Annotated in this window: 17 protein-coding genes; all 17 read right to left on the bottom strand. The window is 35.7% G+C overall.

Going from position 1 to position 11,897, the window contains the following annotated elements:
- Nucleotides 1-70: 70 nt before the first annotated feature.
- The 17 genes from BUB91_RS15025 to rpsH all read right to left on the bottom strand — a co-directional run bounded on the left by BUB91_RS15025 (nucleotide 71) and on the right by rpsH (nucleotide 11,848).
- Nucleotides 71-1,357 carry a citrate synthase gene (locus BUB91_RS15025; RefSeq protein ID WP_073100102.1) on the bottom strand — a complete coding sequence of 429 codons (1,287 nt, stop codon included), beginning with the start codon at nucleotides 1,355-1,357 and terminating at the stop codon, nucleotides 71-73.
- A 506-nt stretch (nucleotides 1,358-1,863) separates the two neighbouring features.
- Nucleotides 1,864-3,153: a phosphopyruvate hydratase gene (gene eno / locus BUB91_RS15020; RefSeq protein ID WP_073100101.1), complete on the bottom strand. Its 1,290-nt coding sequence runs from the start codon at nucleotides 3,151-3,153 to the stop codon at nucleotides 1,864-1,866.
- Between the two features lie 212 nt (nucleotides 3,154-3,365).
- Nucleotides 3,366-4,478, bottom strand: coding sequence for a glutamine-hydrolyzing carbamoyl-phosphate synthase small subunit (gene carA, locus BUB91_RS15015; protein WP_073100100.1), 1,113 nt, complete (start codon nucleotides 4,476-4,478; stop codon nucleotides 3,366-3,368).
- Nucleotides 4,479-4,581: 103 nt separating this feature from the next.
- Nucleotides 4,582-5,061: a 50S ribosomal protein L17 gene (gene rplQ / locus BUB91_RS15010; RefSeq protein ID WP_073100099.1), complete on the bottom strand. Its 480-nt coding sequence runs from the start codon at nucleotides 5,059-5,061 to the stop codon at nucleotides 4,582-4,584.
- Nucleotides 5,062-5,126: 65 nt separating this feature from the next.
- Entirely contained in the window at nucleotides 5,127-6,119 is a 993-nt protein-coding gene (locus BUB91_RS15005; RefSeq protein WP_072984068.1) for a DNA-directed RNA polymerase subunit alpha, read from the bottom strand.
- A 26-nt stretch (nucleotides 6,120-6,145) separates the two neighbouring features.
- Nucleotides 6,146-6,751 (bottom strand): 30S ribosomal protein S4, encoded by a 606-nt coding sequence (gene rpsD, locus BUB91_RS15000; protein ID WP_073100098.1) that lies wholly within the window; start codon nucleotides 6,749-6,751, stop codon nucleotides 6,146-6,148.
- 87 nt (nucleotides 6,752-6,838) lie between these two features.
- Nucleotides 6,839-7,261 carry a 30S ribosomal protein S11 gene (gene rpsK, locus BUB91_RS14995; protein ID WP_073100097.1) on the bottom strand — a complete coding sequence of 141 codons (423 nt, stop codon included), beginning with the start codon at nucleotides 7,259-7,261 and terminating at the stop codon, nucleotides 6,839-6,841.
- Nucleotides 7,262-7,270: 9 nt separating this feature from the next.
- A complete protein-coding gene (rpsM, locus tag BUB91_RS14990) occupies nucleotides 7,271-7,645 on the bottom strand; it encodes a 30S ribosomal protein S13 (RefSeq protein WP_073100096.1) in 375 nt (124 codons plus the stop codon).
- Between the two features lie 5 nt (nucleotides 7,646-7,650).
- Nucleotides 7,651-7,767, bottom strand: a complete 117-nt coding sequence (ykgO, locus tag BUB91_RS14985) for a type B 50S ribosomal protein L36 (RefSeq protein WP_009779203.1) — start codon at nucleotides 7,765-7,767, stop codon at nucleotides 7,651-7,653.
- A 4-nt stretch (nucleotides 7,768-7,771) separates the two neighbouring features.
- Nucleotides 7,772-7,987, bottom strand: a complete 216-nt coding sequence (infA, locus tag BUB91_RS14980) for a translation initiation factor IF-1 (RefSeq protein WP_028376332.1) — start codon at nucleotides 7,985-7,987, stop codon at nucleotides 7,772-7,774.
- Nucleotides 7,987-9,324 (bottom strand): preprotein translocase subunit SecY, encoded by a 1,338-nt coding sequence (secY, locus tag BUB91_RS14975; RefSeq protein ID WP_073100095.1) that lies wholly within the window; start codon nucleotides 9,322-9,324, stop codon nucleotides 7,987-7,989. Before secY ends, infA begins: the two co-directional genes overlap by 1 nt.
- A 10-nt stretch (nucleotides 9,325-9,334) precedes the next feature.
- Nucleotides 9,335-9,787, bottom strand: coding sequence for a 50S ribosomal protein L15 (gene rplO, locus BUB91_RS14970; protein WP_073100094.1), 453 nt, complete (start codon nucleotides 9,785-9,787; stop codon nucleotides 9,335-9,337).
- Between the two features lie 12 nt (nucleotides 9,788-9,799).
- On the bottom strand, nucleotides 9,800-9,979 hold the full coding sequence (rpmD, locus tag BUB91_RS14965) for a 50S ribosomal protein L30 (RefSeq protein ID WP_073100093.1): 180 nt from the start codon (nucleotides 9,977-9,979) through the stop codon (nucleotides 9,800-9,802).
- A gap of 11 nt (nucleotides 9,980-9,990) precedes the next feature.
- On the bottom strand, nucleotides 9,991-10,515 hold the full coding sequence (gene rpsE / locus BUB91_RS14960; protein WP_073100092.1) for a 30S ribosomal protein S5: 525 nt from the start codon (nucleotides 10,513-10,515) through the stop codon (nucleotides 9,991-9,993).
- Nucleotides 10,516-10,521: 6 nt separating this feature from the next.
- Nucleotides 10,522-10,875 (bottom strand): 50S ribosomal protein L18, encoded by a 354-nt coding sequence (gene rplR, locus BUB91_RS14955; protein ID WP_073100091.1) that lies wholly within the window; start codon nucleotides 10,873-10,875, stop codon nucleotides 10,522-10,524.
- Nucleotides 10,876-10,886: 11 nt separating this feature from the next.
- Entirely contained in the window at nucleotides 10,887-11,429 is a 543-nt protein-coding gene (rplF, locus tag BUB91_RS14950) for a 50S ribosomal protein L6 (protein ID WP_073100090.1), read from the bottom strand.
- A gap of 20 nt (nucleotides 11,430-11,449) precedes the next feature.
- The gene (rpsH, locus tag BUB91_RS14945; protein WP_073100089.1) at nucleotides 11,450-11,848 is read right to left on the bottom strand and encodes a 30S ribosomal protein S8; all 399 of its coding nucleotides are present in this window, start codon (nucleotides 11,846-11,848) and stop codon (nucleotides 11,450-11,452) included.
- Nucleotides 11,849-11,897: the final 49 nt, after the last annotated feature.

Genomic DNA, 11,897 nt, shown 5'->3' with positions numbered 1-11,897 from the left:
ATAAAAACATAAAGCGGGTTTTTGAACTATTGCCAAAAACCCGCTTTATTATTTAAAATCTTTAGGATTTCTATCTTTCTTCCATAGGTTTAAAGGCTCTTAAAGTCTCTCCAATATAAACCTGACGAGGTCTTCCTATAGGCTCTTTGCGTAAACGCATTTCACGCCACTGAGCAATCCATCCTGGTACACGTCCCATAGCAAACATCACGGTAAACATTTCTACCGGAATACCTAATGCTCTATAAATAATTCCTGAATAGAAATCTACGTTAGGATATAGTTTACGTTTCACGAAATAATCGTCTTCTAAAGCTTCTTTTTCTAATCCTTTAGCAATAGCTAAAACTTCATCTTCTACACCTAGTTGTTCTAAAACTTCGTCTGCAGCTTTTTTAATGATTTTAGCGCGAGGATCAAAGTTTTTATAAACTCTATGACCAAAGCCCATTAAACGGAAAGGATCTTCTTTATCCTTAGCCTTTGCCATATATTTTTTAGTATCACCACCGTCAGCTTTAATCGCTTCAAGCATTTCTATCACTGCTTGGTTAGCACCACCGTGAAGAGGACCCCACAATGCAGAAATACCTGCAGAAATTGAAGCAAATAATCCGGCGTGTGAAGAACCTACAATCCGTACTGTTGAAGTAGAACAGTTTTGCTCGTGATCAGCGTGTAGAATCAAAAGCTTATCAATGGCATCAATTATCGCCTTGTCAACCTTATATTCACTGTTAGGCTTAGAGAACATCATTTTATGTAAATTCTCTACATAATCTAAGCTATCATCCCCATAGTCAAGAGGCTTACTCATTTTTGTACGCATTGTCCAAGCTACGAGAACAGGAAACTTACCTAAAAGCTTAACAATAGCTGCGTACATATCTTCTTCAGAATCTACATTTACAGCACCTGGATTAAATGCTGTTAAGGCTGATGTCAAAGATGCTAAGACGCCCATAGGGTGAGCCGATTTAGGAAAACCATTTAAAATTTTCTTTACATCTTCATCAACGTGATTCTCTTCTTTTATATCATTATGGAATTTCGTTAATTGATCTTCGGTAGGTAATTCTCCAAAGATTAATAGATAAACCACCTCTAAAAATGAAGCCTTTTCAGCTAAATCCTCAATAGAATATCCTCTATACCTCAAAATTCCTTCTTCTCCATTTAAGAAAGTAATTGCACTCTCACAACTTCCGGTATTTTTAAAACCAGGGTCAATTGTGGTTAATCCACCAGTTACTGCTCGTAAACTGGCGATATCGATTGCACTTTCATTTTCAGTACCTGTAACTATAGGAAATTCGTAGGATTTCTCACCTATTATTAATTTAGCATTATCTGCCATTTTTAAATATGTTTTAGCTGATTATCAAAATTTTCAAGAGTTGCTAAATTACGAAATACAAAGGAATTTATAAAGGAATTAAGCCTTTAGCAAGGTTAAAAAAAAGCAAATAAAAAAGGGGTGCATACTTAGCAGCATGTCACCCCTCACCCAACTTCAAAACTTAGATATCATAGTTTGGACAAAAAAGAGCGATACATACTAATTTCAGAATCGCTCTTTCACCCAACTTCAAATTTTCAAATCTTTTAAATTAGATTTCGTTAGGTTAACAATCTAATTTGAAGCTTGGTAAAACCTTTTTAATTTTCAAGCTAAATTAATAGTTTTTTTCTTACCAATAATAAATAAAAGAGACAATTTAAACACTTAATCGTTAAAATATTACTTTTAAATATTATTATACAAGTAAAATATAATTAATGAAGAATTGCATTCTACTTAAAGATTGACCACAAAAAAAGGCATTGAATTCAATGCCTTTTGAAAAAATCCATAATGAAACCTTATTTCACTTTAAAAGCCTTAAGCTTAGGAAAATAAGCAACAGACCCTAATTCTTCTTCAATACGAAGTAATTGATTGTATTTTGCCATACGGTCACTACGTGAAGCAGAACCAGTTTTAATCTGACCTGTATTTAATGCTACTGCTAAATCTGCAATAGTATTGTCTTCTGTTTCACCAGAACGGTGTGACATAACCGAAGTATACCCTGCATTATGCGCCATATTTACAGCTGCGATAGTTTCCGTTAACGTACCTATCTGGTTTACCTTAATTAAAATTGAATTTGCAATACCATTCTCAATACCTCTAAATAGACGTTCTACATTAGTAACAAACAAATCGTCTCCTACTAACTGAACTTTATCTCCTATCTTTTCAGTTAAAGACTTCCATCCATCCCAATCGTTTTCATCCATACCGTCTTCAATAGAAATAATAGGATATTTACCAGCTAATTCAGCTAAATATGAAGCTTGCTCTTCACTAGTTCTTACCACACCTTTACCACCTTCAAATTTGGTATAATCATATTTACCATCTACATAGAATTCTGCTGCTGCACAGTCTAAAGCAATCATCACTTCATCACCAAACTTATAACCTGCATTTTCAACAGCTTTCTGAATACTTTCAATAGCATCTTCAGTACCCTCTAAAGTTGGCGCAAAACCACCTTCATCACCTACTGCTGTACTTAAACCACGATCGTGAAGCACTTTTTTAAGATTATGAAAAATCTCAGTACCCATTTTCATAGCGTGCGTAAAATTTTCAGCTTTTACTGGCATAACCATAAATTCTTGAAAAGCGATAGGCGCATCACTATGAGAACCACCGTTTATGATATTCATCATTGGTACCGGAAGTGTATTTGCACTTACCCCACCTACGTAGCGATAAAGTGGCATATTTAATTCGTTTGCCGCTGCTTTAGCGACTGCTAAAGAAACACCTAAAATAGCATTTGCTCCTAGCTTAGATTTATTTGGAGTACCATCTAAATCAATCATAGTTTGATCGATAAGGTTTTGTTCAAAAACAGAAACCCCTAAAAGTTCTTGAGCTATAATTGCATTTACATTTTCTACTGCTTTTAAAACTCCCTTACCCATATAATCAGAACCACCATCACGCAATTCAACAGCCTCATGCTCACCAGTAGAAGCTCCAGAAGGAACTGCAGCTCTTCCTAAAACACCATTTTCCGTTAAGACATCTACTTCAACTGTGGGATTTCCACGAGAATCCAAAATTTGACGTGCGTGGATATTGATAATTATACTCATTTTATTAAAAATTGATTAGTTCATTTAGCTCCCGCAATATAAGGAATACTTGACTATTTATAAGGAAGCCAACCTCCTTTTGGAGGATTTTAATGATTATTTAAAACATATATCTACCCTTTAATTAAATCACAGAAACGAATTCAACAAATTCATTGAAATAGATTAGAATTTACACAAAAAAATCCCGACTACTTGTCGGGATTTTTTCTTTATACAGTTTCTTTACTCATACGCTGAACAAACTCGTCAAATAAGTATGTAGCGTCGTTTGGTCCAGGACCAGCTTCTGGGTGATATTGAACAGAAAAACAGTTTTTATTTTTCATCTTAAGCCCCATTACAGTTTGATCATTAAGGTGCTTATGTGTTACTTCTATATTTGGATTCTGACTTGCTTCTTCATAATTAACAGCAAAACCATGGTTTTGAGAGGTGATCTCTCCTTTTCCTGTACCGTGGTTTAAAACAGGATGATTAATCCCTCTGTGACCATGGTGCATTTTAAACGTACTAATTCCGTTTGCTAGAGCGATAATCTGATGCCCTAAACATATACCGAACAATGGGATATCAGCATCTAATATTTGTTTTGTAGTTTCTATAACTTCGTGCAAAGGTTCTGGATCTCCAGGACCATTAGATAAAAAGAAGCCATCAGGATTCCAGGCTTTCATCTCCTCAAAAGAAGCATTATACGGGAATACTTTAATATACATATCACGCTTAGCCATATTTCGTAATATATTCTTCTTAATTCCAAGATCTATCGCTGCTACTTTAAAACTAGCATCTTCATTTCCGAAATAATAAGGCTCTTGAGTAGAGACTTTAGAAGCTAATTCAAGACCGTGCATATTTGGTACAGAAACTAATTGCTCTTTAAGACCTTCTACGTTTTCAACATCTGTTGAAATCACAGCGTTCATAGCGCCGTTATCTCTTATGTATGCAACAAGAGCTCGCGTATCAACATCTGAAATTACAAAAAGATTATTCTTATTAAGAAACTCCTCTAAAGATTCATCTACACGAATTCTTGAGTAATTATAACTGAAATTTTTACAAATCAGACCTGAAATTTTTACAGTATCAGATTCTGTCTCTTCATTATTACCTCCATAGTTACCTATATGAGCGTTTGTAGTCACCATAAGTTGACCAAAATATGAAGGATCTGTGAAAATTTCTTGATAACCGGTCATTCCGGTATTAAAACAAACTTCTCCAAAAGCAGTTCCTTCTTTATTACCTACAGATTTCCCGTAGAATATAGTTCCATCAGCTAAAAGTAAAATTGCTTTTCTATTGGTTTGGTATTTCATAAGGTAGATTCTATAACTTATAATTTGTTGCAAAAATAATTATAAAAAAAAGGATAAGCCCTAGGGCTTATCCTTTTTTAAAAGTTAAAAAACAAATATGCTTTTATTCTTCTTCGTCATTTGTTTTTACTTCTTTAGCAGGAGCTTCAGTTGTTACAGCTGCAGGAGCTTTTTTACCTGCTCTACGAGTCGATTTTTTCTTCGTTTTACCTAAGTTGTAAATCTCATTGTAATCAACCAATTCAATCATTGCCATATCAGCATTATCACCTAGACGATTTCCTAATTTGATAATTCTAGTATAACCACCTGGACGGTCACCTACTTTTACAGCAACATCTCTAAAGAGTTCTGCAACTGCATCTTTTTGACGCAGTTTACTCATAACAATACGACGATTGTGAGTAGTATCTTCTTTAGATTTTGTTACTAAAGGCTCAACAAACTGCTTAAGCGCTTTTGCTTTTGCAACAGTTGTATTGATACGCTTATGCTCTATTAGTGAACAAGCCATATTAGCTAACATAGACTTTCTATGTGCTGTTTGACGTCCTAAATGATTATTCTTTTTTCCGTGTCTCATGACATTTTAAAATTTTAACATCCATCTTGCTCAACCCTTTTTGAGGAGCAAACTATGGAGTATTACTAGTCTTTATCTAATTTATATTTTGATAGATCCATTCCGAAATTTAAACCTTTTACATTCACTAATTCTTCTAGCTCTGTAAGAGATTTTTTACCGAAGTTACGGAACTTCATCAAATCATTCTTATTGTAAGAAACCAAGTCTCCTAAAGTTTCTACTTCTGCAGCCTTAAGACAGTTAAGAGCACGAACCGAAAGATCCATATCTACTAATTTAGTCTTAAGCAATTGACGCATATGTAATGACTCCTCATCATAGGTCTCAGTTTGAGCAATTTCATCAGCCTCAAGGGTGATACGCTCATCAGAGAACAACATAAAGTGGTGAATCAAAGTTTTTGCAGCCTCAGTTAATGCATCTTTAGGATGAATAGAACCATCAGTAATGATTTCAAAAACTAATTTTTCATAATCAGTTTTTTGCTCAACACGATAGTTTTCAATGCTATACTTCACATTCTTTATTGGAGTATAAATTGAATCTGTAAAAATAGTCCCTACTGGTGCATTTTGCTTTTTGTTCTCTTCCGCAGGAACATAACCACGACCTTTTTCTACCGTGATCTCCATATTGATATTAACCTTCTTCTCCATATTGGCAATTACCAAGTCTGGATTAAGAATTTGGAAACCAGAAATAAATTTCTGAAAATCTCCAGCTGTTAATTGTTCTTTATCAGAAACCGAAATAGTTACCGTCTCATTGTCAATCTCGTCAATTTGTCTTTTAAAACGTACTTGTTTAAGATTTAGAATGATCTCTGTAAAGTCTTCTACAACTCCTGCAATAGTTGAAAACTCATGGTCAACTCCTTCAACACGTACTGAAGTAATTGCAAAACCTTCTAAAGAAGAAAGCAATACTCTACGTAACGCGTTACCCACAGTTAAACCATAACCTGGCTCTAAAGGTCTGAATTCAAACTTACCTTCAAAGTCAGTAGAGTCAATCATTATGACCTTATCAGGCTTCTGGAAATTTAGTAATGCCATATTGTGTTTTCTAAGAGTTGTTATTATTATTTAGAGTACAATTCTACAATGAACTGCTCATTGATATTTTCTGGAATCTGAATACGCTCAGGTATAGAAACGAAAGTACCTTGTTTTGAATCGTTGTTCCAAGTAATCCACTCATATACGTGGCTTGCATTAGCAAGAGAATCTTGGATCGCAGTTAAAGATTTAGACTTTTCACGTACAGCAATAACATCTCCAGGCTTAATTTGATAAGATGGGATATTCACTAACTCACCATTAACAGTGATGTGTCTGTGCGAAACAAATTGACGAGATGCTCTTCTTGACGGAGCGATACCCATTCTAAAAACAACGTTATCTAAACGAGACTCACAAAGTTGTAATAATACAACCCCAGTAATTCCTGTTGCACGTGTTGCTTTTTCAAACATATTTCGGAATTGATTTTCTAAAATTCCATAAGTATATTTTGCTTTTTGCTTCTCTTGAAGCTGTATAGCATATTCAGACTTTTTACCACGACGTCTGTTGTTTCCGTGTTGACCCGGAGGGTAGTTTCTTTTTTCAAAAGATTTGTCATCTCCAAAAATTGCTTCACCAAATTTACGAGCAATTTTAGTCTTAGGACCGGTATATCTTGCCATTATAATGATTATTAGTGGGGTGATTAAGGAATTAAGGTCTAGTCCTTCGCAAAATCAATACTCCCCGATTGATATAAAAAAAATTAATTAAACTCTTCTTCTTTTAGGAGGACGACATCCGTTGTGAGGTAATGGAGTAACATCAATAATTTCAGTTACTTCGATACCACTGTTATGGATAGAACGTATTGCAGATTCGCGACCATTACCAGGTCCTTTCACATACACCTTTACTTTGCGTAAACCAGCTTCGTGAGCTACTTTACTAGCATCTTCTGCAGCTAATTGTGCAGCATAAGGTGTATTTTTCTTAGAACCTCTAAAACCCATTTTACCGGCTGAAGACCAAGAAACAACATCACCTTTCTTATTAGTCAAAGAAATCAATATGTTGTTGAAAGATGCAGCGATATGCGCTTCACCTACAGACTCAACAATTACTTTACGCTTTTTGGTTCCTTTACCAGCTTTAGCGTTTTTTCCTCCACCTTTAGTGTTTTGCTTTGCCATTGTTACTTATTATTTAGTTGCCTTTTTCTTGTTAGCAACCGTTTTACGCTTCCCTTTACGGGTTCTTGAGTTATTCTTAGTACGTTGCCCACGTAATGGTAAACCAGAACGGTGTCTGATTCCACGGTAACAACCTATATCCATAAGACGTTTGATACTCATAGAAACTTCACTTCTAAGTTCACCCTCAATCTTATAAGTACCTACAGCTTCACGAATACGACCAATCTGATCATCATCCCACTCGTTTACTTTTAAATTCTCATCAACGTCAGCTTGAGCTAATATTTTTTCAGCTCTACTTTTTCCGATTCCAAAGATGTACGTCAAAGCGATTACACCTCTTTTTTGTTTTGGGATATCTACCCCTGCAATTCTAGCCATAATCCTTAACCTTGTCTTTGTTTGAACTTAGGGTTCTTTTTATTAATAACGTATAATCTTCCTTTGCGACGCACGATTTTGCAATCCGCACTTCTTTTCTTTACTGATGCTCTTACTTTCATCTTACTAGTATCTATAAGTTATACGAGCCTTAGATAAATCGTATGGGCTCATTTCAAGTTTTACTTTATCCCCAGGAAGTAATTTTATATAATGCATGCGCATCTTACCTGAGATATGCGCAGTCACGATGTGACCATTTTCTAGCTCAACGCGAAACATTGCGTTAGACAATGCTTCAATAATTGAACCGTCTTGTTCTATTGCTTGTTGTTTTGCCATTATGCTACTGCTTTTCTGTTTTTACCAGTTTTCATTAAGCCATCATAATGTCTATTCAACAAATATGAATTTACTTGTTGCATAGTATCGATAGCTACACCTACTAAGATAAGCAATGACGTTCCACCGTAAAACAAAGCCCATCCTTGTTGCATCCCTAAAACACTAACTGCGATTGCTGGGAAGATAGCGATAAGTGCTAAAAATACAGAACCTGGCAGTGTAATCTGAGACATAATTCGATCTAAATACTCAGAAGTTTCAGTACCTGGTCTAATACCCGCGATAAAACCTCCACTTCTCTTAAGATCATCAGCCATTTTATTAGTTGGCACTGTAATCGCCGTATAGAAATACGTGAAAATGATTATTAACAAACCAAATACTAAGTTGTACCAAAATCCAAAAATGTTAGTAAACTGAGATGCTATACTCTGAGCCATTGGAGATTCTGAAAGTCCAATAACTGCACCAGGAATAAACATAATTGCTTGCGCAAATATGATTGGCATTACTCCTGAAGCATTCAATTTCAAAGGAATGTACTGACGACTACCAAAAACATTACGCTCGTAACTACCGCTGGCAGTTCTACGAGCATATTGCACAGGTATTTGACGAACAGCCATAACAAGAAGAACAGAAAGTAAAATGATTACAAACCAAATAACTAATTCTATGAGGATCATAATTAATCCTCCATTAGATTCTGAAACTCTTGAAACCCATTCCTGAAGAAAAGACTGAGGTAAACGCGCGATAATACCCACCATAATTAATAGTGAGATACCATTACCTATACCTTTATCTGTGATCTTTTCTCCTAACCACATTGCAAAAATACAACCTGTAGCTAGAATAATAACCGAAGAAACTATAAATGTTACATTACTACCCATAACAAATGCTTCCGGAGGAAGAATATTGAAAAGATTTGTAATATAACCAGGACCTTGTATAAGTGTAATTGCAATAGTCAACCAACGTGTAATCTGGTTAATTTTACGACGACCACTTTCACCTTCCTTTTGAAGTTTCTGCAAGTAAGGCACTGCTATACCCATAAGCTGCACCACAATAGATGCAGATATATAAGGCATAATACCTAATGCAAATACAGAGGCATTAGAAAATGCGCCTCCTGTAAATGCGTTTAATAATCCAAGTAATCCACCGTCTGTTTGAGCAGACAAATTGGCTAACTGAGATGCATCAATACCCGGAAGTACGATTTGAGCCCCAAAACGGTATACCAAAAGCAAACCTAGGGTTAAAAGAATACGATTCTTCAACTCTTCAATCTTCCAAATATTTTTAATCGTTTCTATAGCCTTCATGCTGATTGTGTTATAAAGTTACTGCTTCTCCGCCTGCCGCTTCTATAGCTTTTTGTGCTGAGGCTGTAAATTTATGAACTGTAATCTTCAATTTAGCTTTTAACTCCCCACGACCTAAGATCTTTACAAGATCATTTTTCCCGGCAAGTCTGTTTTCTACTAAAACATCAATGGTAACTTCATCTTTGATTCTACCAGCATCAACATACTCTTGTAGTGTATCAAGATTTACTCCTGCAAATTCCTTACGGTTGATGTTTGTAAAACCAAATTTAGGAACACGTCTTTGAAGTGGCATTTGCCCACCTTCAAAACCTACTTTTTTAGAATATCCTGATCTTGACTTCGCACCTTTGTGCCCACGGCCAGCAGTTCCACCATTTCCTGTAGCTTCACCACGACCTCGCCTGCTGTCGTTCTTTTTTACCGAGCCTGCTGCCGGTTTTAGATTGTTTAAACCCATTTCTATTTATGTTTAAGCTTCTTCTACAGAAACTAAATGATTTACTTTATTAATCATTCCCAAGATGTTAGGAGTATTTTCATGCTCAACAACTTGACCCATTTTTCTAAGACCTAAAGCCTCTAGAGTTCTCTTCTGGTTCTGAGTACGGTTAATCGCACTCTTTACCTTAGTTACTTTAATTTTTGCCATTGCCTTAAAAATTATCCTTTAAAAACTTTTTCAAGAGAAATCCCTCTTTGTTTAGCTACAGTTTCCGCACTACGTAATTGCAACAAAGCGTCAAAGGTAGCTTTTACCACATTATGTGGGTTTGAAGATCCTTGATTTTTTGAAAGTACATCATGAATGCCTACCGATTCAAGAACCGAACGTATTGCACCACCAGCAATCACACCGGTACCAGGAGCAGCTGGCATAAGCAGAACGCGTGCTCCTCCATATTTACCTTTTTGCTCATGAGGAATCGTACTTTTATTAAGAGGGATACGTACTAAATTTTTCTTTGCGTCTTCAACTGCTTTAGCAATTGCACTAGCAACATCTTTAGACTTACCAAGACCCTGACCTACAACACCACTCTCGTCACCTACAACAACAATAGCAGAAAAACCAAATGCTCTACCACCCTTTGTCACCTTAGTAACACGTTGAACACCAACTAAACGATCCTTAAGATCTAATCCACTTGGTTTAACTAACTCTACGTTTTTATATTTTTGATACATAACTTCTTAGAATTTTAATCCGCCTTCTCGGGCTCCTTCTGCTAATTGTTTTACTCTACCGTGGTATAAATAACCACCTCTATCAAAAGCTACAGCTTCTATACCAGCTTCTTTAGCTTTCTCTGCAATTGCCTTACCTACCAGCTTAGCAACATCAGCCTTATTCCCTTCTGCAGAAAAGTCTTTATCTCTTGAAGACGCAGCACTTAATGTTTTACCAGTAGTATCATCTATAATCTGCGCGTAAATCTCTTTATTACTTCTATATACAGAAAGTCTTGGACGCACTGCAGTACCAGTAAGTGACTTACGAATTCTGCGACGTATCTTATTTCTTCTTGTGTATTTTGAAAATGCCATATCGCTATATATTATGCAGATTTACCTGCTTTTCTTCTGATTTGTTCTCCTACAAACTTGATACCTTTTCCTTTGTAAGGCTCTGGCTTACGGAAGCCTCTAATCTTAGCAGCAACCTGACCAACTAATTGTTTGTCGTAAGATGTTAATTTAACTATTGGGTTTTTACCTTTTTCAGTTATTGTTTCAACAACAACTTCAGGAGCAACTTCTAACACTATATTGTGAGAGAATCCAAGAGCCATATCTAATTTCTGACCTTGATTGCTGGCTCTGTAACCTACACCTACTAACTCTAGAGATTTAGTGTAACCATTAGCAACACCTTCAATCATATTAGCTATAAGAGCACGGTAAAGACCATGCTTAGCTTTATCATCCTTTTTCTCAGAAGAACGTTCTAATGTAATAACACCTTCTTCAATCTTAATATCTATGTTAGAATACTCTTGCTTAAGCTCTCCTAACTTTCCTTTTACAGTAATCATACCTTCAGCTACTTCAACAGTAACACCAGCAGGTATTGTAATTGGGTTTTTTCCTATTCTTGACATTGCTCTGTTCTTTTAACTGATTAATATACGTAGCAAAGTACTTCGCCTCCAACATTTTCACTTTGAGCTTGCTTTCCTGTCATTACTCCTTTTGAAGTAGAAACAATAGAAATCCCTAAACCATTAAGAATACGCGGTACATCTTTAGAAGATGAATATTTACGTAAACCAGGCTTACTGATTCTCTGGATATTTTTGATAACAGACTCTTTAGTCTCTTTATCATACTTCAAAGCAATTTTAATTGTGCCTTGAGCCGTCTTGTCTTCAAATTTGTAACTCAAAATGTAACCTTGATCAAATAAGATCTTAGTTATCTCTTTCTTCAAGTTCGAAGCAGGTATTTCCACAACTCTGTGGTTTGCTGCCGCTGCGTTTCTAATCCTAGTTAGAAAATCTGCAATAGTATCTGTATACATTTATATTAGATTGCGGTCTTGGTTTTCCTTATCGAACTATTCAATAACG

The sequence above is a fragment of the Leeuwenhoekiella marinoflava DSM 3653 genome (assembly GCF_900129005.1).
In the GTDB taxonomy this organism is placed as follows: Bacteria; Bacteroidota; Bacteroidia; order Flavobacteriales; family Flavobacteriaceae; genus Leeuwenhoekiella; species Leeuwenhoekiella marinoflava.
The sequence above is the reverse complement of the archived record's forward strand: the minus strand, read 5'-3'. Positions and strand labels throughout refer to the sequence as shown.

Bases quoted from the DNA above. Each gene is read 5' to 3' on its own strand.
- BUB91_RS15025 (WP_073100102.1), bottom strand. From the start codon at position 1,357: ATGGCAGATAATGCTAAATTAATAATAGGTGAGAAATCCTACGAATTT.
- eno (WP_073100101.1), bottom strand. From the start codon at position 3,153: ATGAGTATAATTATCAATATCCACGCACGTCAAATTTTGGATTCTCGT.
- carA (WP_073100100.1), bottom strand. From the start codon at position 4,478: ATGAAATACCAAACCAATAGAAAAGCAATTTTACTTTTAGCTGATGGA.
- rplQ (WP_073100099.1), bottom strand. From the start codon at position 5,061: ATGAGACACGGAAAAAAGAATAATCATTTAGGACGTCAAACAGCACAT.
- BUB91_RS15005 (WP_072984068.1), bottom strand. From the start codon at position 6,119: ATGGCATTACTAAATTTCCAGAAGCCTGATAAGGTCATAATGATTGAC.
- rpsD (WP_073100098.1), bottom strand. From the start codon at position 6,751: ATGGCAAGATATACCGGTCCTAAGACTAAAATTGCTCGTAAATTTGGT.
- rpsK (WP_073100097.1), bottom strand. From the start codon at position 7,261: ATGGCAAAGCAAAACACTAAAGGTGGAGGAAAAAACGCTAAAGCTGGT.
- rpsM (WP_073100096.1), bottom strand. From the start codon at position 7,645: ATGGCTAGAATTGCAGGGGTAGATATCCCAAAACAAAAAAGAGGTGTA.
- ykgO (WP_009779203.1), bottom strand. From the start codon at position 7,767: ATGAAAGTAAGAGCATCAGTAAAGAAAAGAAGTGCGGATTGCAAAATC.
- infA (WP_028376332.1), bottom strand. From the start codon at position 7,987: ATGGCAAAACAACAAGCAATAGAACAAGACGGTTCAATTATTGAAGCA.
- secY (WP_073100095.1), bottom strand. From the start codon at position 9,324: ATGAAGGCTATAGAAACGATTAAAAATATTTGGAAGATTGAAGAGTTG.
- rplO (WP_073100094.1), bottom strand. From the start codon at position 9,787: ATGGGTTTAAACAATCTAAAACCGGCAGCAGGCTCGGTAAAAAAGAAC.
- rpmD (WP_073100093.1), bottom strand. From the start codon at position 9,979: ATGGCAAAAATTAAAGTAACTAAGGTAAAGAGTGCGATTAACCGTACT.
- rpsE (WP_073100092.1), bottom strand. From the start codon at position 10,515: ATGTATCAAAAATATAAAAACGTAGAGTTAGTTAAACCAAGTGGATTA.
- rplR (WP_073100091.1), bottom strand. From the start codon at position 10,875: ATGGCATTTTCAAAATACACAAGAAGAAATAAGATACGTCGCAGAATT.
- rplF (WP_073100090.1), bottom strand. From the start codon at position 11,429: ATGTCAAGAATAGGAAAAAACCCAATTACAATACCTGCTGGTGTTACT.
- rpsH (WP_073100089.1), bottom strand. From the start codon at position 11,848: ATGTATACAGATACTATTGCAGATTTTCTAACTAGGATTAGAAACGCA.